Below are 22,902 nucleotides of genomic sequence, written 5' to 3'. Positions count from 1 at the left end.
GCGGGCCACGCTTCAGCCATGGCAGGCGATGATGTACAAACATGAACAGGGGATCCCGATGAAGATTGGAAACAACCGGCCACTGCACGTCAGCGTGCTGGCCGGCGTGGTGGGCGTGCTGTTGCTGGCCGGTTGCCAGCGTGAAAGCGAGCCGACGCCGGTGACCGACGCGGCGCCCGCCGCCGAAGCCACCGCCGCCGGCGAGACGCCGGCCACGGAAGCGCCGCTGGACCTGCGCGACGTGATCGAAAACAACGAGCGCGAAGTGGTGGGCATCAGCTACCCGGCCGGTATCGACCGCTACCCCGGCCTGGCGCGCGCGCTGCAGAGTTATGCGACGAGTGCACGCAGTGACCTGCAGCAGGCGCTGGACGGGCTGGGCAATGACAAGCCGACCATGCCCTACGAGCTGTCGTTGAGCTTCGAGAAGCTGCTGGAAACCCCGCAGCTGGTGGTGGTCAGTGCCGATGGCAGCCGCTACACCGGTGGCGCCCATGGCGAACCGCTGGTGGCGCGCTTCGTATGGCTGCCGCAGCAGCAGCAGATGCTCAGTGCCGACAAGCTGGTGACCGATGCCAAGGGCTGGAAGGCAATCAGCGATTTCGTCTCCGACCAGCTGCGCGAACGCGTGGCCACGCGGCTCAGCGGCGAGGACATGGACCCGGCCCAACTGCAGGAATCGCTGCGCAACGCATCGCGCATGATCGCCGACGGTACTGGCCCGCAGGCCGACAATTTCAGCCAGTTCCAGCCACTGACCGACGACAAGGGGCAGATCACCGCGCTGCGGTTTGTTTTCCCTCCGTACCAGGTGGGTCCATACTCGGACGGCACCCAGACCGCCGATGTACCGGCGGCGGTGCTGTTGCCGCACGTGGCCAAGGACTACGTGGAGCTGTTCGCACGCGGTTGACCGCAGTCGAGGAGGTGGCGTGGATACAGGGTTGCAGGAGCGGGTCGCCGGCCTGCTCCACGAAGCCGGGGTCCGCATCGGCGGTACCCAGCCACAGGACATCCAGGTGCATGACCCGCGCTTTTTCGCGCGGGTCATGGGCCAAGGCTCGCTCGGCCTGGGCGAGAGCTACATGGAAGGGTGGTGGGATGCGAACGTCCTGGATGAATTCCTCGCCCACCTGATGCAGGCGCACCTGGATGAACGGGTGCACGGCTGGCGCGAAGTGGCCGATGCGCTGAAGGCGCGCCTGTTCAACCTGCAGGCGGGGCAGGGCAGCTACGAGGTCGGGCGCCGTCATTACGACCTGGGCAACGATCTCTACCAGGCCATGCTCGGCCAGCGCCTGGTCTACAGCTGCGGCTATTGGCGCAACGCCGATGATCTCGACGCCGCACAGGAAGCCAAGCTCGACCTGGTCTGCCGAAAGCTGGGCCTGCGCCCGGGCCAGCGCGTGCTGGACATTGGCTGCGGTTGGGGCGAAGCGCTGAAGTTCGCCGCTGAGCGCTACGGTGTGAGTGGCGTCGGCGTGACGATTTCGCAGGAGCAGGCCGAGTTCGCGCGGAACCTGTGCGCGGGCCTGCCGATCGAGATCCGATTGCAGGACTACCGCGAGCTGGACGAACCGTTCGATGCGATTTTCTCGATCGGCATGTTCGAGCACGTCGGTGACAAGAACTACGCGGGCTTTTTCGAGGTGGCCAAGCGTTGCCTGTCGCCGCGCGGCCTGCTGCTGTTGCACACCATCGGCACCAACATCTCCCGGCATCGCACCGATCCGTGGATCGCGCGCTACATCTTTCCCAACTCAATGCTGCCGTCGGCGGCGCAGATCACCCGGGCGTTCGAAGGCCGTTTCGTGCTGGAAGACTGGCACAACTTCGGCACCGACTACGACCTGACCCTGCAGGCATGGCGGCGCAACGTGGAAGCAGCGTGGCCGCGGCTGGATGCGCACTACGACGAGCACTTCCGGCGAATGTGGCGCTTCTACCTGGCCGGGTCGATGGCCACCTTCCGCTGCCGGCATGCGCAGCTGTGGCAGCTGGTGCTGTCGCCGGAAGGCGTGCCGGGCGGGTACGTGGCGCCGCGATGAAGCCAGCGCGGGGTCGGAGACCCCGGGGTCAGATCCCTTTTCACAGAAAAGGGCTCTGACCCCAACCACAACAAAAAAACCGCCCGGTCTCCCGGGCGGTTTTCGTTTCACGCTAGCGCGCAGGCGATCAGTTGCCGGCGCCGGTCAGGCCACGCTTTTCCAGCAGCGGTTCGATCTGCGGCTCGTGGCCGGCGAAATCGCGGAACAGCTGCATCGCGTCGACGCTGCCGCCCTTGGACAGCAGGGTGGCACGGAAGTGGTCGCCGTTCTTGCGGCTCAGGCCGCCATTGTCCTTGAACCACTTCTGGGTGTTGGCATCAAGCACTTCCGACCAGATGTAGGCGTAGTAGCCGGCCGAATAGCCGCCCATGATGTGACTGAAGTACGGGGTCCTGTAACGCGGCGGAACCGGAGCGTAGTAGATGCCGTCCTTCTCCAGTGCGGCGCGCTCGAAGGCCATCACGTCCTTGGCTGCCGGCACCTGGTCCGGGCCGATCTGGTGCCAGCGCTGATCCAGCATGGCCGCACCCAGGTACTCGGTGGTGGCGAAGCCCTGATTGAACTTGGCCGCCGCCAGCACCTTGTCCAGCAGCGCCTGCGGCATCGCCGAACCGTTCTGGTAGTGCTTGGCGTAGTTCTTCAGGATGACCGGGTTGTCAGCCCACATCTCGTTGACCTGAGAGGGGAACTCGACGAAGTCACGCGGCACCGAGGTGCCCGAGAAGTACGGGTACTTCACGTTGGAGAACATGCCGTGCAGGGCGTGGCCGAACTCGTGGAAGGTGGTGTTCACCTCATCCCAGGTCAGCAGGGTCGGCTGGCCGGCCGGCGGCTTCGGGATGTTCAGGTGGTTGGCGACCACCGGCTTGAAGCCGGTCAGCTTGGACTGCGAGACGTAGGAGTTCATCCACGCACCACCGCGCTTGGAGGCGCGTGCATACGGGTCGAAGATGAAGATCGCCAGCTGGCTGCCGTCGGCATCGAACACGTCGTAGACGGTGACGTCATCGTGATAGACCGGCAGGTCGGTGCGCTGCTTGAAGGTCAGGCCGAATTCCAGGTTGGCGGCATGGAACACGCCGTTCTCCAGCACGTTCTTCATTTCGAAGTACGGCTTCAGCTGCGACTCGTCGAAGTTGTACTTGGCCTGGCGCACCTTCTCGCTGTAGAAGGCCCAGTCCCACGGTTCCAGCTTGAACGTCGGCTTGCCGGCCGCCTTCTGTTCCTGGTCGATCATCGCCTGCAGGTCGGCAGCTTCGCGCTTGGCGTTGGCCACGGCGGCCGGAGCCAGCTTGCCCAGCATCGCGTTGACCGCTTCGGGGGTCTTCGCGGTCTGGTTGGTCAGGTTGTAGGCCGCGAAGTTCGGGAAGCCCATCAGCTTGGCCTTGTCGGCACGCAGCTGCATGATGCGCGAGACCAGCGCGGTGTTGTCGAACTCACCGCCACGGCTGCCACGGCTGACCGACGCTTCGTAGATCTTCTGGCGCAGGGCGCGGTTGGCCAGGTTGGTCAGCGGCGGCTGGCCGGTGGTGTTGAGCAGGGTGATCACGTACTTGCCGTCCTGGCCGCGGGCCTTGGCAGCTTCGGCGGCGGCGGCGATCTGCTCCTTGGACAGGCCGTCCAGCTCCTTGACGTCGTCGACGGTGATCGCCGAAGCGTTCACTTCCGACTGCACGTTCTGGCTGAACTTGGTACCCAGGTTGGCCAGCTCGGCGTTCATCTCCTTCAGCTTGGCCTTGTCGGCTTCGGACAGCTTGGCACCGGCGCGCACGTAGTTGTCGTAGTACTTCTCGACCAGGCGTACGCCTTCGGCGTCCAGGCCCAGCTGGCCGCGGGTGTCGTACAGCGCCTGGATGCGGGCGAACAGCTTGCCGTTCAGCGCGATCGCATCGCTGTGCGCGGCGAACTTCGCCGAGTAGTCGGCCTGCAGCTTCTTGCGGGTGTCATTGGTATCGGCACCGACCAGGCTGAAGAACACGGTGGTCGCACGGTCGAGGATGTCACCGCTCTTTTCCAGGGCGATGATGGTGTTGTCGAAGGTCGGCTTGGCCTTGTTGTTGGCGATGGCCTCCACTTCCTTCAGCTGCTGCGCCATGCCGGCGTCGAAGGCCGGGGCGAAGTCGCTGTCCTTGATCCTGTCGAACTGCGGATAATGCAGGGGCAGCGGGCTTTCGGCAAAGAACGGATTGGCCTGCTGGGCATGGGTGCTGGCAGCCGGGGTGACGGCGCCGGCCGAGAAGGCGGGCAGGGCAAGGCCGAGGGACATGGCCACGGCAAGGGCAAGGCGGGTGGTCAAGGCAGGAACTCCGGTAAGGCAAACAAGGGCCCGAGGGTAACCCGGCCGGCGGCGCCCGCACTTGTGTCAAAAGGCATGTTGCCGGCTCCGGGCGCGGGTACCATGCATTCACCGCCCACGGCCCGCCCTCATGACCAGCGCCTACGATTTCAGCTTCCGTGACCTCGACGGCCAGCCGCAGGCGCTGGCCCGTTATCAGGGCCACCCGTTGCTGCTGGTGAACGTTGCCAGCCGCTGTGGGTTCACCCCGCAGTACACCGGGCTGGAACAGCTGTGGCAGGACTACCGCGAACGCGGCCTGGTGGTGATCGGCTTCCCGTGCAACCAGTTCGGTGCGCAGGAGCCGGGGGACGCGGCGCAGATCCGGCAGTTCTGTTCGCTGGACTATCCGGTCAGCTTTCCGCTGTCGGAGAAGATCGAGGTCAACGGCGAGGGCGCTGATCCGTTGTGGGCCTGGATGACGCACGAAAAGCGTGGCCTGCTCGGCAGTGCCCGCATCAAGTGGAATTTCAGCAAGTTCCTGGTCGATCGCCAGGGGCAGGTGGTGTCGCGGCATGCGCCCACCACCCGGCCGGAGCAGTTGCGCAGCGCGATCGAAGCGCTGCTGTAGAGCCAAGCCCACGCTCGGCTGCTTTTCCGGCTGACTCCGAGAGCGCGCGCCGCGCGCAAGCCGAGCGCGGGCTCGGCTCTACAGATGCGATGGGTTATTTCTCGACGAACGCGCGTTCGAACACGTAGTGGCCCGGTTGGCCGATGCGCGGCGAAACCTGGAAACCCCGGGCATCGAGCACGGTGCGAAGGTCGGCCAGCATCTGCGGGCTGCCGCAGATCATCGCGCGGTCGTTTTCCGGGCTCAGTTCCGGCAGGCCGAGGGTGCGCTGCATCTCGCCGCTCTCCATCAGCTGGGTCAGGCGGCCCTGGTTGGCGAACGGCTCGCGGGTGACGGCCGGGTAGTACAGCAGCTTGTCGCCGATCATTTCGCCGAGGAACTCGTGCTCACGCAGTTCCTTCTCGAAGTAATCGCGATAGGCCAGGTCCTTCTCGTAGCGCACGCCGTGGCAGAGGATCACCTTCTCGAAGCGCTCGTAGGTTTCCGGGTCCTTGATGACCGACAGCCACGGCGCCAGGCCGGTGCCGGTGCCCAGCAGGTACAGGTTCCTGCCGGGATGCAGGTCGCTGATCAGCAGGGTGCCGGTGGGCTTCTTGCCGACCAGTACCTTGTCGCCCGGCTTGATGTGCTGCAGGCGCGAGGTCAGCGGGCCGTCCTGCACCTTGATGCTGAAGAACTCCAGTTGTTCTTCCCAGTTGGCACTGGCAATGGAATAGGCGCGCAGCAGCGGTCGCGCCTCGGTTTCCAGGCCGATCATCACGAACTGGCCGTTCTCGAAGCGGAAACCGCTGTCGCGGGTGGTGGTGAAGCTGAAGTAGGCATCGGTCCAGTGACGGACCTCAAGCACCGTTTCGGCGCCGAAAGCGGAGGACATGGGCGTATCTATCGAAAGTCGTCGGGGGTGATTCTATCTCAAATGAGACAAGTTCTCATTGGGCGGAACGAGAGGCGTTCTCAGCGGTAACCCGCCGCCTGCAGCTCGAACAGCTCGGCATAGCGGCCGCCCTGCGCCATCAGCTGCGCATGGGTGCCGCTGGCCTCGATCCGGCCATCGGCCAGCACCAGGATGCGGTCGGCCATGCGTACCGAGGAAAAACGGTGGGAAATCAGTACTGCGGTGCGATTATCCGCCAGTTCCCTGAACCGCTGGAACACCTCGAACTCACTGCGGGCATCCAGCGCTGCCGTTGGCTCATCCAGGATCATCACCTGCGCATTGCGCATCCATGCGCGGGCAATGGCGATCTTCTGCCATTGGCCACCGGATAGGTCCACGCCCTGCTTGAAGCGGCGGCCGATCTGCTGGTCGTAGCCGCCGGGCAGGTCGTCGATGACTTCCTCGGCCATGCCGCGTCGCGCCGCGTCAGCGATGCGTGCCTGGTCGTCCATCGCCTCGACCTGGCCGACGCCGATGTTCTCGCCGGCGCTGAGGTTGTAGCGCACGAAGTCCTGGAAGATCACCCCGAGGTTGGCGCGCAGGTCATCCAGGTCGTAATCGCGCAGGTCGCGGCCGTCGAGCAGGATGCGGCCTTCGTCCGGTTCGTACAGCCGCGCCAGCAGCTTCACCAGGGTGGTCTTGCCGGCGCCGTTCTCGCCGACCAGGGCCAGCACTTCGCCGGCGTGCAGCTGGAAATCCAGATGGCGCACCGCCCACTGTTCGGCATCGGGGTAGCGGAAGCCGACGTTCTCGAATACGAAGCCCTGGCGGATCGGTTGCGGCACGCGCACGGCCCCATCGCGCGAGTGGATTTCCGGCTGGATCTGGAAGAAAGAGAACAGGTCATCCAGGTACAGCGCCTGGCTGGCCACCTGCGAGAAGCCGATCAGCAGGCCTTCCAGCAGCTGGCGCAGGCGCAGGAAGCTGCCGGCGAGGAAGGTCAGGTCGCCGATCGAGAAGTCCCCGCGCACCGTGCGCCATGCGATGTAGGCGTAGGCGGTGTAATACCCCAGCGTGCCCAGCGCAGCCAGCAGCGTGCCCCAGAACGCGCGGCGCCGTGCCAGGGCGCGGTTGGCCTGGAACAATGCCACCGACAGGCGCCGGTAGCGCTCCACCAGGAAGCGGTGCAGGTTGTAGATCTTCACTTCCTTGGCCGTTTCCACGCTGGCGCCCAGCTGGCGCAGGTAGTCGAGCTGGCGGCGCTCGGGCGTCCACTGGAAGTTGAGGCTGTAGCCGGCCGCGTTGAAGTGCGATTCGCCGATGAAGGCCGGCACCAGTGCCAGCGCCAGCAGCAGGATCAGCCACGGCGCGTAGACCAGCAGGCCGACGGCGAGGCTGGCCACGGTGATCGCGTCCTGCGCCTGGCCGAACAGCTGGCTCATCAGGTTCATCCGGCCCATGGTCTGGCGCCGCGCACGGTCCAGCTTGTCCTGCAGGTCCGGGTCTTCGAAATCCTCCAGGTCCAGCGTCGCGGCGTGTTCCATCAGGCGGATGCTGGTGGCGTTGGCGAACAGTTCGGAAAGCAGAGCGTCGGCGTAGCTGACCAGCCGGCCGAGCAGGTCCGAGGCGATGGCCAGGCCGAATTCCAGTGCCAGCAGGCCCAGCAGTGGATTGAGCAGGCCGCTGGACAGCGCCTCGCCCAGCGGCGGGTAGCCGGCATCGTGCTGGCTCAGGTGCAGGGCGCTGTCGATGATCAACTTGCCGACGTACAGCATCGCCACCGGCAGCAGGGCACGGATCAGGCGCAGCCCCAGGCTGGCCAGGGTCAGCGCCGGACTGGTCTTCCAGACCATGCGCAGGAAAGGGGGCAGATTGCGCATCGCCCTGAAGCGCTGGCGCAGGCTGGGTTTCTTCGCGGCGGCAGCGCCAGCGGTGGGGGAAGCAGGCATGCGCGTATTGTGCGCGCCTGATACGTGCAGATGGGGTCAGTGCAGCCGTGTGGCCGGCACCGGGGTCAGATCCCTTTGCCACACAAAGGGATCTGACCCTCCCGTATCCATGCACGGCGTGGATCGACCGTGTCGACCACGGTCGACACCTACCAGCAGCTCCAGTGAACTATCGAAGGCGGGGTGGGTCAGGTCGCAGGGGCGTGAGCCGCATGGATGCGGCGACCGAGCTTACATGGACGTACTTGCAGCGTCCCCTGCGACCTGATCCACCCCGCCAACCCACAGTAGCGCCGGCTTTTGATGTTGCTCTGGTTGTTGCCTCTGCGGGTGCCGGGCGGCAGCCCGGCCAGCCCCCCGTTACGGCAGCGGCGGCAGCAGCCCCGCACCCAGCCGGTTCCAGGCATTGATCACCGCAATGCCCATGCTCAGGTCACTGATGCCCTTCTCATCGAAGTGCGGCGCCAATGCATCGAACGTCGCCTGCGACGGCGCACCGTCGGTCAGCCGGGTCAGCGCCTCGGCCCAGCCCAGCGCCGCACGTTCGCGCGCATCGAAGAAGCGGCTTTCGTGCCAGGCGGGCAGGGTGTCCAGCTTGCGCGGCTCGATGCCGCCCTTGCGCAGCGCCGTGCCGTGCATGTCCATGCAGTAGCCGCAGCCGTTGAGCTGCGACACGCGCAGGAACACCAGTTCCATCAGGGTCGGATCAATCGAGCTGTCATGCACCGCCTGGCTGGTGGCCAGCAGGCCCTTGAAGGCCTCGGCGGCCAGGCGGGTGTAGGGGACGCGGGGGGAGGTGTGATCGGACATCGTGGGCTCCACGGCGGCCACGATGGCCGCCTTCATCACAAGGACGCCGCAGCGTTGCGGTGCGTGACAACCTTCGGCAATTTTTCTGGATTCAGCACGCTGTACACGTTGGCGATGCGGCCATCGACCACTTCGATGGTGGTGACCGAGTGCAGGCGGTCGCCCTGGAAGCGCAGGATCGCCGGTTCGCCGTTGACGTAGCCCAGCTGCGCCGGATGCACCGCGCCGCGGCGGGCGATGGCCCAGAACAGGCGACCGATGCGCTCGGCGCCCAGCAGCGGGCGGATCGCGGCGGTAACCACGCCGCCACCGTCGGAGACCAGTTGCGCGTTGGCGTGCAGCAGGGCCTGGATCGCCTCGCTGTCGCCGCGCTGCGAGGCATCCATGAAGCGCGCCAGCAGCTGCCGGTGCTGGCTGGCGTCGGCGTTGAAGCGCGGCCGCCCGGCCTGCAACCGCTGCCGGGCGCGATGCACCAGCTGCCGGCAGTTGGCTTCGCTGTGGCCGATCAGCTCGGCGATCTTACGGTAGTCGTGGTCGAAGGCCTCCTTCAGCAGGAACGCGGCGCGTTCCTCGGGGCCGAGCTGTTCGAGCAGGGTCAGGAAGGCGACCGAGACGTCGTTGGCCAGCGCATGCAGTTGGGCCGGTCCGGGTGCCGGGTCGGGCTGCAGGGTGACCGCCAGCGGTTCAGCCAGCCACGGGCCGACATAGTGGACACGCTCGCGCCTGGCCGCGCGCAGCCGGTCCAGGCCGAGCCGGGTGGTGGTGGTGACCAGCCACGCCTCGGGGTCGCGGACGCTGGCCGGATCGGCGCCGGACCAGCGCAGCCAGGCGTCCTGGACCACGTCTTCGGCGTCGGCGCGGCTGCCGAGCAGGCGATAGGCCAGCGCCATCAGGCGCGGGCGGTGGGTCTGGAAAACGGTTTCGGCGTTCATGTGGGCAAGGACGCCGCAGTGGCGCGTGGCGTGACAGAGCGTCGGGGGAATCTTGCCGGCCAGCGGCCAGCACGACCACCCCGGGGCCGGGGGAGGGGGTAAAATGGGCGGATTACCCCCGCCAGCCTCGAGCAAGCGAGCAAGCCGTGACATCGATCAAGCAGGAAGACCTCATCCAGTCCATCGCCGACGCGCTGCAGTACATCTCGTACTACCACCCGGTCGACTACATCAAGAACCTCGCCGCCGCGTACGAGCGCGAGGAGTCGCCGGCCGCGAAGGAAGCGATGGCCCAGATCCTGATCAATTCGCGGATGTGCGCCGAAGGCCACCGCCCGATCTGCCAGGACACCGGCATCGTCACCGTGTTCCTGGAAATCGGCATGGACGTGCGTTGGGATGACGCCACCATGGGCGTGGAAGACATGGCCAATGAGGGCGTTCGCCGCGCCTACATGCATCCGGACAACAAGCTGCGCGCCTCGGTGCTGGCTGATCCGGCCGGCAAGCGGATCAATACCAAGGACAACACCCCGGGCGTGGTCAACGTCAAGGTGGTGCCGGGCAACAAGGTCGACGTCATCGTTGCCGCCAAGGGCGGTGGTTCGGAAGCGAAGACCAAGTTCGCCATGCTCAACCCGTCCGACTCCATCGTCGACTGGGTGCTGAAGACCGTGCCGACCATGGGCGCCGGCTGGTGCCCGCCGGGCATGCTCGGCATCGGCATCGGTGGCACCGCCGAGAAGGCGATGCTGCTGGCCAAGGAGGCGCTGATGGAACCGATCGACATCACCGAGCTGCAGGCCCGTGGTGCCTCCAACCGCATCGAGGAGCTGCGCCTGGAGTTGTATGAGAAGGTCAATGCGCTGGGCATCGGCGCGCAGGGCCTGGGCGGCCTGACCACTGTGCTGGACATCAAGATCAACGACTATCCGACCCATGCGGCCAACCTGCCGGTGGCGATGATCCCGAACTGCGCCGCAACCCGCCATGCGCACTTCACCCTGGATGGCAGTGGCCCGGTGATGCTGGACCCGCCGTCGCTGGAAGACTGGCCGAAGCTGACCTATGACGCGTCCAAGGGCACCCGGGTGGACCTGGACACGATCACCCCGGAAGACGTGGCCAGCTGGAAGCCGGGCCAGACCCTGCTGCTCAACGGCAAGCTGCTGACCGGCCGCGATGCCGCGCACAAGCGCATGGTCGACATGCTCAACAAGGGCGAGGAACTGCCGGTCGACCTGAAGGGCCGCTTCATCTATTACGTCGGCCCGGTCGATCCGGTGCGCGACGAAGTGGTGGGCCCGGCCGGCCCGACCACGGCGACCCGCATGGACAAGTTCACCGAGCAGGTGCTGGCGCAGACCGGCCTGCTGGGCATGGTCGGCAAGGCCGAGCGCGGCCCGGCCGCCATCGAGGCGATCAGGAAGCACAAGTCGGCCTACCTGATGGCCGTTGGTGGTTCGGCCTACCTGGTGTCCAAGGCGATCAAGGCGGCCAAGGTCGTTGGTTTCGCCGACCTGGGCATGGAAGCGATCTACGAGTTCACCGTGCAGGACATGCCCGTGACCGTGGCGGTGGATTCCACCGGCGAATCGGTGCACAAGACCGGCCCGCGCGAATGGCAGGCCCGCATCGGCAAGATTCCGGTGGTTGTGGAGTAAGCCCTCCATCCCGGACCAGACAACGGCGCCCCTGTGGCGCCGTTGTTGTGTGGGCAAAAATATTGATGTTCCGGTAGCGGTTGTTCTGCTACGGTCGGAACACCCTCGCACAGGACGTGTCCATGGCCCTGCATCGGTTCATCGTGGTAGGCGTGCTGCTGGCCCTGGCCGGTTGCAGCACCCCGGCGTCGTACGAAGGCGCGGATTTCACGGCATCGGCGCAATGCCGCGTGCAGTGCCAGGCCGGCTATCGCAGCTGCATGGCGCAGAATGACTCCCTCGGCAGCCGCCAGAGCAACTGCGAGCAGCAGGTGGTGCCGGCGCCGGACAAGCGCTGCAAGGACGTGGACAATCCGGACCTGCGCCGTGCCTGCGAACTGAAGACGCACGACTGCGCGATGCGCGCGCCGATGATGTCCTGTGGCGAGCGCCGGGATTCCTGCATGAGCAGCTGCGGCTGAGCAATGATCGCGCGCGTGGGCGCATAATCGGCTGATCCACCCGCACAGGATCTTCCGCATGAGCACCACGCTGTATGGTTCGACCAGTACCGCCGCGCTGGTCGTGCACTGGCTGCTGATCGAGCTCGGCATCGAGCATGAACTGGTGCTGCTGGATTTCGACGCGCGCGAGCACAAGTCGGCGCAGTACCTGGCGCTCAATCCGGCCGGTGTGGTGCCGACACTGTTGATCGATGGCCTGGTACTGACCGAAGCGGCGGCCATCGCCCTGTACCTGGCCGATCGCCACCCGGAGGCCGGCCTGCTCCCGGTGCCGGGCACGCCGCAGCGTGGCGATGCCTACCGCTGGATGTTCTGGTGTGCCAATACGCTGCAGCCGGCCTATCGGGCCTGGTTCTATCCGCATGAAATGGCCGGCCAGGCGAACGTCGAGGCCAGCCGCGAGAGGGCGCGTCAGCGGCTCGAAGCGGCCTGGCAGCACGTTGCCGCTCACCTGCAGGCGCACGGCCCGTACCTGCTGGGCGCCACGCCCTGCGTGGTCGACTACATGCTGGTGATGCTGATGCGCTGGTCGCGCAACATGCCCAGGCCCAGTGACACCTGGCCGGTGCTCAAGGCGCATGCCACCTCGATGAAGGCGCGCCCGGCGTTCGCCGAGGTCTACCGCCGCGAAGGCATCACCGACTGGCGGTAACCAAAAAAGGGGACGGAGGGAATTAAGTCGTTTGTGCACAAACGACTTAATTCCCTCCGTCCCCTTTTTCGGGTTACAGGATCTCCAGCACTGTTTCCGGTGGGCGGCACAGCCGCGTGCCCTTGGCCGTGCGCACCACGGGGCGATTGATCAAACGGGGGTGTTCGCTCATCGCCGCCAGCAGCGTGGCGTCGTCGGCGCCGTCCAGGCCCAGTTCGGCGAACAGCGCCTCCTTGCTGCGTACCAGTTCCTGTGCGTGCAGCCGGGATTCGGCCAGTACCTGGCGCAGCGTGGCTGCGTCCGGCGGGTTGCCCAGGTAGTCGATCACCACCGGCTCGAAGCCCGCATCGCGGATCAGCTTCAGTGCGCCGCGCGAGTTGCTGCAGGCCGGGTTGTGCCAGATCGTCACGTCCATCAGAACCACTCCAGCAGAGACACGCCCACACCCACATAGGTGGCCTTGTGGTTGTAGTCGATCAGGCTTTCGCCGTAGCCGTCGAAGACCTGCACATGGCCACGCAGCAGGTTGCTGATCGGGAAGCCGTAGTCCAGCTGCAGCGCACCGTGCGAACGGCTTCCGGTGCGCAGTGAATGGCGCGCCATCAGCGAGACCTCATGCCCATTGCGGTTCCAGGTCAGGGTGGCGTCGCCGCGACCCATGTAATCCTCGATGTCCGGATTGTTGTCTTCGCTGCGGCTTTCGGGAATGCGGTACCAGGGACGCAGCACCAGCGCCCAGTTCTCGCGGTCCAGGCCGATGTTGAGCATGACCCGGTTCCAGCTGCGTGACAGCGGGTCGGCGCGGCCATTGGACTGGTGGTTCAGCGCGATGCCGGTCATGCGCCCGCGCCAGCCACCGATCGAGTAGCCGTTGCGGAACACCATCATCACTTCCGGCTCGTAATTGGTTTCGCGGAACGGGCGCGAATCCTCGCCGTTGTAAGCCTGCCAGCGCGAACTCTGGGTGTAGCCGGCCCAGATGTCGCCGTTGTCGCCGAACAGGTTCTCGACGATCTTGGTCTTGAAGCTGATCTGGAACTTCAGCTCGGCACTGTCGAGTACCTGCGGAGTGGTCACGCTGTTGGCCGGGTTCGGCGAGTGCGGCATGGTGTTGCGATCGCTGGTCCAGAAGGCGGGCAGCAGGTACACCGGCTTGTAGGCGCGCAGTTGGAACGGCCCCAGCTTGGAGTCCTCGGCCAGTTCCCAGCGGCTGTCCAGCAGCGAACCGCGGCCGGCGTTGGCCAGCGCGCTGTCCGGCGTCGCCGGGCGGAACAGGTCGCTCACCCGCTCGCGCAGCTTTTCCTCGCCCTGGCTCACGCGCGCGGTCTGCCGTTCTTCGCGGCGGGCCTGCGCAGCCGCTTCGGCGGCAGCATCAGCGGCGGCGGTAGCCTCCGGGGTATGCCCGAACAGGCGGTCATAGCAGGCCAGCCGGGCCGCGTCGGTGGTAATTGCCGCGCAGGCGGCCGGTGAGGCATCGGCGGTAGGCGCGAACTCCTGCGCAGCCAGCGGTGCACTGGCCAGGGCAAGCGCCAGCGGCGCCAGACGGGGAAACAGCGTGGGGAGGGTCATTGCAGCAGGCCCTTCGATGAATTCGGGAATCACACAGTGTGGCGGCTGTGCCGGATCGCGGCCAGCCCCATGGTTTATGCACGGTCACAGCGTGCGCGTGGCGTGAAGGCCAGGTGGCTCAGAAGAACCAGGCGAACGCGAACAGGCCCAGCATCGCGATCACAACCGCCAGTTTCAGTGCCAGGCCAAGCAGGATGCCGAGCCAGGTGGCCAGGCCGACCTTGGTTGAGCGGCCGAGTTCGCGGGTGTGCCAGTACTCGCCGAGCAGGGCACCGACCAGCGGTCCCGCGAACAGGCCGATGGGCATGAAGAACAGGCCGACGATGCTGCCGACGAAGGTTCCCCACAGCGCCTTGCGGCTGGCGCCGACACGCTGCGCGCCGACAACCGTGGCCAGCACGTCCACCAGCAGCGAAAGCAGGGTCAGTACCCCGAGCGCGACCAGGGTGGGCCAGCCGACGTGGGCGAAGCCGTCGGCCCAGGCGGCCAGCAGCAGTCCGATGAACACCAGCGGGATGCCCGGGAGGGCCGGCAGGATGATGCCGGCGATGCCTATCAGGACAAAAATGACCGCTAGCAGATACAAGATGAATGAGAGTCCCATGCTGTCCCGTATGGAGTCCGTTTTGGGGTTGACAGTGAAAGATTTTGCCAGTTGCTTTTTCGTTTTGGCCGGGTTAAGTTGCAGTCGCTGAGCTTGGCAAGGTCACCGTGGATCGTGGCCTGATGAAGCAAGATCTTCCCGATCCGCTGCATCGATGCACCTCGCTTCCCCCTTGCTTGTCAGCCGCCCACCAGGCGTTTCCAACAACAAGAGAGAGTCAAAGGGAGTTAGTGAGATGGCTGATCGCGAGACCGGTACCGTAAAGTGGTTCAATGATGCGAAGGGCTTCGGCTTCATCAGCCGGCAGAATGGCGAGGACGTGTTCGTGCACTTCCGCGCCATCGAGACCCAGGGCTTCAAGAGCCTCAAGGAAGGCCAGAGTGTGAGCTTTGAAGTCGTGCAGGGCCAGAAGGGCCTGCAGGCCGACAAGGTCCAGCCGATGTAACACTTGCCGTCCGTCGGCATGAAAAAAGGCCCGCGCAAGCGGGCCTTTTTCTTTGCCTTTGGCCCGCTGCAGGTCAGCGCAGGATGACCTTGCCGTTGACCACGCGCACATAGGTGTTCTCACGGATGCCACCCAGGTCACGCTGGTTGACCACGATGGTGCGACCATCATCCATGCGCACGCTGATGTCGTAGGTATCGCTGGTCACATTCTTCTGGATCTGGTTGCCGGCCAGGGCGCCACCGACTGCGCCTGCAGCGGCGGCAATGTTCTTGTTGCCACGGCTGCCACCGGTGTGGTCGGAGATTTCATGGCCGGCCACGGCGCCAACGATGCCGCCGAGGATCGCGCCGGTCGCGCTGGGCGCGGTGCGGCCCGAGGGCACGGTGTTGATGCGGGTGACGATGCCACAGTCCGCGCAGCGGCCCTGGTTGTAGCCGCCGTTGTTGCCGTAGCCGCCGTTGTTGTAGCCGTTGTTGTAACCACCGCCACTGTAACCGGGCGAGGTGGCACAACCGGCCAGCGCGAGGGTAGCGATGGCGCTGGCGGCGATGAGCTGGATCTTCATGGGGCGTCTCCTGGCCGTGAAGGCGGGTATGTTGGGTGGTACTGCGTCATGCAGCAGGGTGGACGAATCCTCTCCCTTTGAACGTGAACAACGCGCCAACCACGCACCCGATGCCCGGCTGCAGGATGAACGCGCCTCAGCGGAAATCCTGGTGGCAGGCCCGACAATCGGCCTGCAGCGTTTCCACGAGCTGGGCCAAGGCCCTGCAGTCGCCTGGCGGTGCAGCCAGCGCAGTGTTGAGGTTGCCGCGAAGTCGGCTGGCGTGCTGCTGGAACTGCGTGCTGTCCTTCAGCCCGGGGAACGCCAGGTCCAGGTCATTGGACAACAGGCGTAGTGCCTGCAGCCGCGGCACGCTGTCGGCCAGGCTGCAGCGGTTCTGCTGCTGAGCCTGCTGCAGCAGCTGCGACTGCCGCTGCATCACCTGCATCAGGCTGTCCGGGAACGGGTCGCGACGCGCCTGCAGGGCGCGGCCCACCATTACCGTGGCGACCAGGCCGATCAGCAGGCCCAGGCACAGTACGAACAGGTAGCGATGGGCAGGGGACAGGCGGCGGGGCGGGCTGGCGTTCATGCGGCCTCTCCGGGCGTGCAACGGTGGGTTCAACGCCGGCGTGCTTTGGGCGCTGGCAGCTGCACGTTAAAATAGCCCGATGAACGAACAGGTCAAACAACGCTTCGCCGGCATCGAACGGCTGTATGGCGTGGGTGCGCTCGAGCGCCTGCAGGGCAGTCGCGTGGCGGTGGTCGGCATGGGCGGCGTCGGCTCGTGGGTGGTGGAGGCGCTGGCCCGTTCGGCGGTCGGTCATCTGACCCTGATCGATGCCGACGACATCTGCGTGTCCAACACCAACCGGCAGCTGCCGGCGATGGAAGGCAATTACGGGCGCAACAAGGCCGAGGCGATGGCCGAGCGCTGCCGTGCGATCAACCCGGGGATCGACGTCGACGCCGTGCAGGCATTCCTGACGATGTCCAACATGGCTCAGCTGCTGGACCGCGGGTTCGATCTGGTGATCGACGCCTGCGACAGCTTCCGGGTCAAGGTCGAGACGATCGCCTGGTGTCGTCGCCGCAAGCTGCCGCTGCTGACCGTCGGCGCTGCCGGTGGCCGCACCGACCCGACCCTGGTACGTATCCGCGATGTCTCGCGCACCGAGCACGACGCCATGCTGGCGCTGATCCGCAAGAAGCTGCGCAGCGAGTTCAACTTCCCGAAGAACGCCAAGCGCTATTTCGGCGTGCCGGCGGTGTATTCGTTGGAGAATGTGAAGTACCCGCAGGCCGATGGCAGCGTCTGCGGCATTCGTCCGAACCTGGGTGCCGATGCGGCGTTGAAGCTGGACTGCGGCGCCGGTCTGGGCGCGGCGACCCACATCACCGGCGCGTTCGCCTTTGCGGCGGTGGGCAAGGCGCTGGAGATGCTGCTGGAGCCGAAGAAGGTGAAGGCCGAAGTGGTCGAGGATCACGCCGACGCGTGACGGTAGTGCCGGCCGCTGGCCGGCATCGGGTTCGTCGCGGTCGTTACAGCGTGCCGGCCAAGGTTGGCCCCCGCCTTTACGTTGCCGGCAGCGCGAACAGCCGCCGCGCATTCTCTGTCGTGGCCTGTGCCAGGGCCTCCAGCTCCATTCCGCGCAGCGCGGCCACGTGCCTGGCAATGGTTGCCAACCGTGCCGGTTCGTTGCGCTGGCCGCGGACCCCTGCGTCGGGCTGGTCGGGCGCGTCGGTTTCCAGCAGCAGCTGCTCCAGCGGCATCCCGCGTACCAGCCGTTGCAGGCGCTGCGCCCGCTCGTAGGTCAGCGGACCGCCAAGACCCAGCAGGAAGCCGTGCCTGTGCAGTTGCGCGGCCTGTTGGGGGCTGCCGGAAAAACTGTGCACCACGCCGCGCAGGCCGCCGATGCGGCGGATCGCGGCGATCACCGCATCCACCGCGCGTCGCGCGTGCACGATCACCGGCAGCTCGAACTCACGGGCCAGTTCCAATTGGCCGATGAAATATGCCTGTTGAGCCTCGGCATCCAGTCCTTCGACGAAGAAGTCCAGCCCGCATTCGCCGATCGCGCAAGGGCGTTCGCGCTCGATCCACTGGCGCAGCAGTGGCAGGTGCCCAGGCTGGTGATCGGCCAGGAACATCGGGTGCAGGCCGAAGGCCGGGTACAGCCCGGGCGCCTGCTGGCAGACCTCGCGCAGTTTCGGCCAGCTGGCAGCGGTGACCGCTGGCACCACCTGTTGGCGTACACCCACGGCCTGCGCCCGCTCGATCACCGCGGCACGGTCAGGGTCGAACGCGCTCGCGTCGAGATGACAGTGGCTGTCGATCAGCACGCTCAACGCTGTTCCAGCGGCGGTGGCGTGGTGACATTGCGGCTCTTCCAGTTGGCCAGCAGCAGCGTGCCGAAGCCCAGCACCAGCTCATCGATGAACGGGATCGGGTCCGGGATGAACAGCGTCAGCACGAACAGACCGGCGGTGAGCTTGAACAGGGTGGGGTAGCGCAGCCGGCGCGCCCACTGCAGTACTGGCAGCAGCATCGGGTTGGCCATGGCGGGGATCCTCGTGGGGAATATGCAAACGCTATCACGGGCCCTGCATTTCCCGATGCTGAATGGGTTACAGGAATGAGCAGGAAATGTGGAGATTCCGTTCAGGCAGCGCATGCTGCAATCTGTCCCGAGAACGTTGCGGATGGTCCGCAAGGAGCAGGTCATGAAAAGCACAACTACAACTGTCCTGGTCGCAGCGGGCGCGCTGCTGGTTGGTGGCATCGCCACCGCCGCCTTCATGAAGAGTGGCGACAAATCGCCCGACTCCATCAGCGCCGCAACCCCCAATGGCGAGTCGCGCCTGGTCGATGGCAACGCCACCGACGATGGCGTACGTGGTGACAAGCTCGATCCGTCGGCGCCGCGCGGGCTGGAATATGCCGATGTGCTGAAGGTCGACCCGATCACCGAGAAGCAGAAGGCCTATGCCACCGTGATCGGCACCGATCCGGTGCGCGAGACCTCCACGACCCAGACCCCGCACGAGGTCTGCCAGGACGTGACGGTGCAGGAGCGCCTGCCGGAGCGTGATGGCAACGTCGGCGGTACCGTGGTCGGCGCGGTGGTGGGTGGCCTGCTCGGCAACCAGGTCGGTGGCGGCAACGGCAAGAAGGCCGCGACCGCAGCCGGTGCGGTGGCCGGTGGCTTCATCGGCAACCAGATCGACAAGCGCCATGTGGGCGGCCGCGTGGTCAATCGTACCGAGCGCCAGTGCCACACCGAAACCGCAACGTCCGAGTCGAGCCGCGTCACCGGTTACAACGTGACCTATCGCAACGAAGACGGCACCACCGGCACCATGCGCATGGCCAGCAAGCCGGGCAGCCGCATCGCCATGGGTACCAATGATGTGGTGAAGGGCTACAACGTGACCTATCGCTATGATGGCGCCGAGAAGACCGTGCGCATGGACAACAAGCCGGCCAGCGATCGCCTGCCGGTGGTCGATGGCCAGCTGGTCACGCAGACCGCTGCTGCCGGCGCCACTGCGGCCACGCGCCAGTAATCCAGAACACCCTGCTGCACCCGACGGGCCGGCTCATGCCGGCCCGTTTCGTTGTGCGCACGGGCATTCATCCGTGGGGAAAGGGAATCGACCATGATGGATGCCCCCCTTCGACAAGGAGTCGGCATGAGCATCTTCGACCTGCGCCTGGAAACCGAGCGGCTGATCCTGCGCCCGCTGCTGCGCGAGGACTACGAACCGTACCTGGCATTCTGTGCCGACGAGGAAACGATGCGCACCCTGGGGGGTGTTCAACCGCCCTCGGTGGCATGGCGCGGCTTCTGCAGCCTGGCCGGCGCCTGGCAGCTGTTCGGCTTCTCGATGTTCAGTGTGATCGAGAAATCCAGCGGTGACTGGATCGGCCGGATGGGACCGTGGCAGCCGCAGGACTGGCCTGGAACCGAGGTCGGTTGGGGTATTCGGCATGCCAGCTGGGGCCGGGGCTATGCACCGGAAGCGGCGGTTGCTGCCATCGACTGGGCATTCGACACGCTGGGCTGGGACGAGGTGATCCACACCATCGCCGAGAACAACGACAACTCGAGGGCGGTCGCGCGCAAGCTCGGCAGCACGCTGCTGCGCATGGGTGAATTGCCACCGCCGTACAACGACAAGCCGATGCAGATCTGGGGCCAGTCGCGCGAACATTGGCGCCAGCGCCGTTCGCCGTTGTAGAGCCGAGCCCATGCTCGGCTGCATTTGGCGCACAGCAGCCGAGCATGGGCTCGGCTCTACAGATTGTCCGCATGCTGCATCCGCGCTTGGCATTCACCGGCGGGCTTGCCAGACTGCGTGCAGCTGGCCGCCGGCCGGATCCGAGGAATCAGGCAATGGTGGAAGAGCGCGTCCCGTTGACGGTGCATGGCATGTCGGTGTCCGGCAATTGCCACAAGGTCCGCCTGCTGCTGGAGCAGCTCGGCAGCCGCTACCGCTGGGTGGAAGTGGACAGTGCCCATGGCCAGACCCACACCGCCGAGTTCCTCGCGCTCAATCCCAACGCCAAGGTGCCGTTGATCGTCCGCGACGATGGCCGCGTGTTGACTGAATCCAATGCGATCCTGTTCTGGTTGGCCGAAGGGACGCCCTACCTGCCTACCGACGGTTGGGAACGCGCGCAGGCATTGAGCTGGATGTTCTTCGAGCAGTACACGCACGAGCCATGCGTGGCGGTAGCGCGCTTCATCCGCGGCTGGACACCGCCCGATTCACCGCGCCGTGCTGAACTGCCACGCCTGCACGAGCGTGCCGCCACCGCGCTGGCAGTGATGGAGCAGCACCTGCGCGAAGCGCAGTGGTTCACCGGCAGCGCATACGGTATCGCCGACATTGCGCTGTTCGCCTATACCGACGTGGCAGGCGAGGGCGGCATCAGCCTGGCGCCCTTCCCGGAAGTGCGCGCCTGGCTGCAGCGCGTGCGCGCGCAGCCGCGCTTCGTGGCGATGCCAGCGGTGACCGCCGAGGTGCGCGCGCGCTTCGAGGCTGCCTGATCCCACAGGGTAGCGCCCGGCGTTGCCGGGTGGAATGCAACAACGACACGGAGGGTGTTCGATGTTTGCTGTGGTTCCAGATCCGATTCCTGCGCGCATGCGCGTGCTCAACCGCGCCGAAGTGTGCGACGCCAATTTCCTCGACGCGGTGCGTGGCTGGCGAGGCGCACCGCGCGCACGTCCTGCGCCGGACGCGCCGATCCTGCCGGGCAGCACGCTCAGCGCTGCGGCCTTCGGTGAGCTGTTCGATTCCCAGCTGGCCAGCCGCCAGCTGGACCTGATGGCGCGCGTATTGCGCGTGCAGAACAAGGTCTTCTATACCATCGGGTCGTCCGGCCATGAAGGCAACGCGCTGCTGGCGCGGGCCTGCCGACATACCGACCCCGCATTCCTGCACTATCGCTCCGGCGCCTTCATGGTCGAGCGCTCGCGCCAGGTGCCGGGCATCGACCCGTTGCGCGATGCGGCGCTTTCATTCGCGGCCAGCGCCGATGACCCGGCCAGTGGCGGCCGGCACAAGGTGTGGGGCAGCAAGCCATTGTGGGTATTGCCGCAGACCTCGACGATCGCTTCGCACCTGCCGAAAGCGCTGGGCACCGCGCTGGCCATCGAGAGTGGCAAGCGGCTGGGCCATGCGCTTCCCATTCCGGCCGACAGCATCGTGCTGTGCTCGTTCGGCGACGCCTCGGCCAACCATGCCACTGCGCAGACCGCATTCAACACCGCGATGTGGGCGGCCTACCAGAAACTGCCGGCGCCAATCCTGTTCGTCTGCGAGGACAACGGGCTGGGCATCTCGGTGAAGACGCCGGACGGCTGGATTGCCGAGCGCTTCAGCCACCAGCCAGGGCTGGACTACTTCTTTGCCGATGGCCTCGACCTGGCCACCGGGCACGCCCAGGTGCAGGCCGCAGCGGACCACTGCCGGCGGACGCGGCGACCGACCTTCCTGCATCTGCACACCACGCGCCTGATGGGCCACGCCGGCACCGACTTCGAGGTGGAATGGCGTGCATTGCCGGAATTGTGCGCGGCCGAGGCGCAGGATCCGCTGTTGCGCTCGGCGCAGATCGCGCTGGAATCGGGCTGGATGGATGCAGCCGCCATCGAAGTGGCCTACGAGACGATGCGCGCGCGCTGCATGGCCGCCGCTGCCGATGCCGAAGGCCGTGCGAAGCTGCAGTCGCTGCAGGAGGTCATGGCGCCATTGGCACCCTATACGCCCGCGGCGGTGCAGGCCGAAGCCCGGCGCGAGGTCGCCGACGGAGCGCGCGAGGCACTCTATGGCGGTGCCGAGGCCTTGCCGGAACGACAGGCGCCACGGCATCTTGCGATCCAGATCAACCACGGCCTGCAGGAACTGCTTGCGAAGTATCCGCAGAGCCTGCTGTTCGGCGAGGACGTGGCTCAGAAGGGCGGTGTGTACACCGTCACCAAGGATCTGCTGCGCCGCTTCGGCCCACGCCGGGTGTTCAACACGCTGCTGGATGAAACCATGATCCTGGGCATGGCGCAGGGCCTGGCCAACCTGGGCATGCTGCCGATTCCGGAGATCCAGTACCTGGCCTACCTGCACAACGCCATCGACCAGCTGCGTGGTGAAGCCTGTTCGCTGCAGTTCTTCTCCAACGACCAGTACCGCAACCCGATGCTGGTGCGGGTGGCCGGGCTGGGCTATCAGAAGGGTTTCGGCGGGCACTTCCACAACGACAACTCGATCACCGCGTTGCGCGACATCCCCGGGCTGGTGGTCGGCTGCCCCTCGCGCGGCGACGATGCGGTGATGATGCTGCGCACGCTGGCCGCATTGGCGCGGGTGGATGGGCGCGTGGCGGTGTTCCTGGAGCCGATCGCGCTGTACATGAGCAAGGACCTGCACGAAGCGGGGGATGGCCAGTGGCTGTTCGACTACCCGGCACAGGGCCGGGCGCTGGTGCCGGGCGAGGGCCGGGTCTATGCACCGGAGGCCGGAGACCTGGTGATCTACACCTATGGCAATGGCGTGCCGATGGCGTTGCGCGCGGCGCGGGCGATCGAGCAGCAGCTGGGCTGGCAGGTGCGGGTGGTCGACCTGCGCTGGCTGGTACCGTTGGACGCCGGCTTCATCGCGGCCCAGGCCGCGAGCGCGCGGCGGGTGCTGGTGCTGGACGAAGGCCGCCACAGCGGCGGAGTGGGTGAGGGCGTGGTCACGGCGCTGGTCGAGGCCGGCTTTGGTCACCTGCCGCTGCGCCGCGTCTGTGGCGCCGACACCTACACGCCACTGGCAGGGGCAGCAATGTTCGGGCTTCCAAGCGACAATGCGGTGATTGGCGCCGCCCTCGACCTGGCGCAGGAACCCTGAT

At 66.2% G+C, this 22,902-nt stretch carries 24 protein-coding genes; 12 read left to right on the top strand and 12 right to left on the bottom strand.

Features of this window, described 5'->3' with window-relative positions; all coding sequences use genetic code 11:
• Positions 1–31: 31 nt before the first annotated feature.
• Positions 32–913, top strand: a complete 882-nt coding sequence (locus tag ACUDTM_RS05855) for a DUF3298 and DUF4163 domain-containing protein (protein WP_353080283.1) — start codon at positions 32–34, stop codon at positions 911–913.
• 19 nt (positions 914–932) lie between these two features.
• The gene (cfa, locus tag ACUDTM_RS05850) at positions 933–2,048 is read left to right on the top strand and encodes a cyclopropane fatty acyl phospholipid synthase (protein ID WP_072168359.1); all 1,116 of its coding nucleotides are present in this window, start codon (positions 933–935) and stop codon (positions 2,046–2,048) included.
• Between the two features lie 127 nt (positions 2,049–2,175).
• Here the strand turns inward: cfa and ACUDTM_RS05845 are convergent, their stop codons facing one another.
• A complete protein-coding gene (locus tag ACUDTM_RS05845; RefSeq protein WP_353080284.1) occupies positions 2,176–4,344 on the bottom strand; it encodes a M3 family metallopeptidase in 2,169 nt (722 codons plus the stop codon).
• A gap of 130 nt (positions 4,345–4,474) precedes the next feature.
• Between ACUDTM_RS05845 and ACUDTM_RS05840 the strand changes: the two genes are divergently transcribed.
• On the top strand, positions 4,475–4,954 hold the full coding sequence (locus tag ACUDTM_RS05840) for a glutathione peroxidase (RefSeq protein ID WP_053497833.1): 480 nt from the start codon (positions 4,475–4,477) through the stop codon (positions 4,952–4,954).
• 94 nt (positions 4,955–5,048) lie between these two features.
• Here the strand turns inward: ACUDTM_RS05840 and ACUDTM_RS05835 are convergent, their stop codons facing one another.
• From ACUDTM_RS05835 to ACUDTM_RS05820, 4 genes are all read right to left on the bottom strand, one after another.
• Complete coding sequence (locus ACUDTM_RS05835) at positions 5,049–5,828, bottom strand: ferredoxin--NADP reductase (protein WP_049439380.1); 780 nt, start codon at positions 5,826–5,828, stop codon at positions 5,049–5,051.
• 80 nt (positions 5,829–5,908) lie between these two features.
• Positions 5,909–7,780 carry an ABC transporter ATP-binding protein gene (locus ACUDTM_RS05830; protein ID WP_072168357.1) on the bottom strand — a complete coding sequence of 624 codons (1,872 nt, stop codon included), beginning with the start codon at positions 7,778–7,780 and terminating at the stop codon, positions 5,909–5,911.
• Between the two features lie 360 nt (positions 7,781–8,140).
• Positions 8,141–8,590: a carboxymuconolactone decarboxylase family protein gene (locus ACUDTM_RS05825; protein ID WP_151355321.1), complete on the bottom strand. Its 450-nt coding sequence runs from the start codon at positions 8,588–8,590 to the stop codon at positions 8,141–8,143.
• A 35-nt stretch (positions 8,591–8,625) separates the two neighbouring features.
• Positions 8,626–9,522, bottom strand: coding sequence for an RNA polymerase sigma-70 factor (locus tag ACUDTM_RS05820; RefSeq protein WP_088496679.1), 897 nt, complete (start codon positions 9,520–9,522; stop codon positions 8,626–8,628).
• A 146-nt stretch (positions 9,523–9,668) separates the two neighbouring features.
• On the opposite strand from ACUDTM_RS05820, the gene ACUDTM_RS05815 reads away from it, so the two are divergent.
• The 3 genes from ACUDTM_RS05815 to ACUDTM_RS05805 all read left to right on the top strand — a co-directional run bounded on the left by ACUDTM_RS05815 (position 9,669) and on the right by ACUDTM_RS05805 (position 12,341).
• The gene (locus ACUDTM_RS05815; RefSeq protein WP_005417564.1) at positions 9,669–11,186 is read left to right on the top strand and encodes a fumarate hydratase; all 1,518 of its coding nucleotides are present in this window, start codon (positions 9,669–9,671) and stop codon (positions 11,184–11,186) included.
• 122 nt (positions 11,187–11,308) lie between these two features.
• The gene (locus ACUDTM_RS05810; RefSeq protein ID WP_353080285.1) at positions 11,309–11,647 is read left to right on the top strand and encodes a hypothetical protein; all 339 of its coding nucleotides are present in this window, start codon (positions 11,309–11,311) and stop codon (positions 11,645–11,647) included.
• Between the two features lie 58 nt (positions 11,648–11,705).
• Positions 11,706–12,341 (top strand): glutathione S-transferase family protein, encoded by a 636-nt coding sequence (locus ACUDTM_RS05805; RefSeq protein ID WP_005417555.1) that lies wholly within the window; start codon positions 11,706–11,708, stop codon positions 12,339–12,341.
• Positions 12,342–12,414: 73 nt separating this feature from the next.
• On the opposite strand, the gene arsC is transcribed toward ACUDTM_RS05805, so the two are convergent.
• The 3 genes from arsC to ACUDTM_RS05790 all read right to left on the bottom strand — a co-directional run bounded on the left by arsC (position 12,415) and on the right by ACUDTM_RS05790 (position 14,514).
• Positions 12,415–12,756 carry an arsenate reductase (glutaredoxin) gene (arsC, locus tag ACUDTM_RS05800; RefSeq protein ID WP_061477988.1) on the bottom strand — a complete coding sequence of 114 codons (342 nt, stop codon included), beginning with the start codon at positions 12,754–12,756 and terminating at the stop codon, positions 12,415–12,417.
• Positions 12,756–13,910, bottom strand: a complete 1,155-nt coding sequence (locus tag ACUDTM_RS05795; protein ID WP_088496680.1) for a phospholipase A — start codon at positions 13,908–13,910, stop codon at positions 12,756–12,758. The genes arsC and ACUDTM_RS05795 overlap by 1 nt, the downstream gene beginning before the upstream one ends.
• Positions 13,911–14,028: 118 nt before the next feature.
• Entirely contained in the window at positions 14,029–14,514 is a 486-nt protein-coding gene (locus ACUDTM_RS05790; protein ID WP_032958895.1) for a DUF456 domain-containing protein, read from the bottom strand.
• Positions 14,515–14,749: 235 nt separating this feature from the next.
• Between ACUDTM_RS05790 and ACUDTM_RS05785 the strand changes: the two genes are divergently transcribed.
• Positions 14,750–14,959 (top strand): cold-shock protein, encoded by a 210-nt coding sequence (locus ACUDTM_RS05785; RefSeq protein WP_005417546.1) that lies wholly within the window; start codon positions 14,750–14,752, stop codon positions 14,957–14,959.
• A 73-nt stretch (positions 14,960–15,032) separates the two neighbouring features.
• Here ACUDTM_RS05785 and ACUDTM_RS05780 read toward each other — a convergent pair whose 3' ends face one another.
• Positions 15,033–15,527, bottom strand: coding sequence for a glycine zipper 2TM domain-containing protein (locus ACUDTM_RS05780; RefSeq protein ID WP_005417545.1), 495 nt, complete (start codon positions 15,525–15,527; stop codon positions 15,033–15,035).
• 136 nt (positions 15,528–15,663) lie between these two features.
• Complete coding sequence (locus ACUDTM_RS05775; RefSeq protein ID WP_061477985.1) at positions 15,664–16,098, bottom strand: cytochrome c; 435 nt, start codon at positions 16,096–16,098, stop codon at positions 15,664–15,666.
• 79 nt (positions 16,099–16,177) lie between these two features.
• Here ACUDTM_RS05775 and ACUDTM_RS05770 point away from each other — a divergent pair, with 79 nt between their 5' ends.
• Positions 16,178–17,005, top strand: a complete 828-nt coding sequence (locus ACUDTM_RS05770) for a tRNA threonylcarbamoyladenosine dehydratase (protein WP_188240814.1) — start codon at positions 16,178–16,180, stop codon at positions 17,003–17,005.
• Positions 17,006–17,081: 76 nt separating this feature from the next.
• Here ACUDTM_RS05770 and ACUDTM_RS05765 read toward each other — a convergent pair whose 3' ends face one another.
• Positions 17,082–17,855 carry a TatD family hydrolase gene (locus tag ACUDTM_RS05765; protein ID WP_072168353.1) on the bottom strand — a complete coding sequence of 258 codons (774 nt, stop codon included), beginning with the start codon at positions 17,853–17,855 and terminating at the stop codon, positions 17,082–17,084.
• On the bottom strand, positions 17,852–18,067 hold the full coding sequence (locus ACUDTM_RS05760; protein ID WP_188240815.1) for a DUF6116 family protein: 216 nt from the start codon (positions 18,065–18,067) through the stop codon (positions 17,852–17,854). The genes ACUDTM_RS05765 and ACUDTM_RS05760 overlap by 4 nt, the downstream gene beginning before the upstream one ends.
• Before the next feature lie 163 nt (positions 18,068–18,230).
• On the opposite strand from ACUDTM_RS05760, the gene ACUDTM_RS05755 reads away from it, so the two are divergent.
• The 4 genes from ACUDTM_RS05755 to ACUDTM_RS05740 all read left to right on the top strand — a co-directional run bounded on the left by ACUDTM_RS05755 (position 18,231) and on the right by ACUDTM_RS05740 (position 22,901).
• The gene (locus ACUDTM_RS05755) at positions 18,231–19,073 is read left to right on the top strand and encodes a glycine zipper 2TM domain-containing protein (protein WP_061478099.1); all 843 of its coding nucleotides are present in this window, start codon (positions 18,231–18,233) and stop codon (positions 19,071–19,073) included.
• 126 nt (positions 19,074–19,199) lie between these two features.
• Complete coding sequence (locus tag ACUDTM_RS05750) at positions 19,200–19,748, top strand: GNAT family N-acetyltransferase (RefSeq protein ID WP_072168352.1); 549 nt, start codon at positions 19,200–19,202, stop codon at positions 19,746–19,748.
• Between the two features lie 155 nt (positions 19,749–19,903).
• Positions 19,904–20,560, top strand: coding sequence for a glutathione S-transferase family protein (locus ACUDTM_RS05745; RefSeq protein ID WP_032954328.1), 657 nt, complete (start codon positions 19,904–19,906; stop codon positions 20,558–20,560).
• 61 nt (positions 20,561–20,621) lie between these two features.
• The gene (locus tag ACUDTM_RS05740; RefSeq protein WP_353080286.1) at positions 20,622–22,901 is read left to right on the top strand and encodes a transketolase C-terminal domain-containing protein; all 2,280 of its coding nucleotides are present in this window, start codon (positions 20,622–20,624) and stop codon (positions 22,899–22,901) included.
• Position 22,902: the final 1 nt, after the last annotated feature.

The sequence above is a fragment of the Stenotrophomonas maltophilia group sp. vghtpe118 genome (genome assembly GCF_052605195.1).
This window is presented reverse-complemented; position numbering and strand designations above follow the sequence as displayed.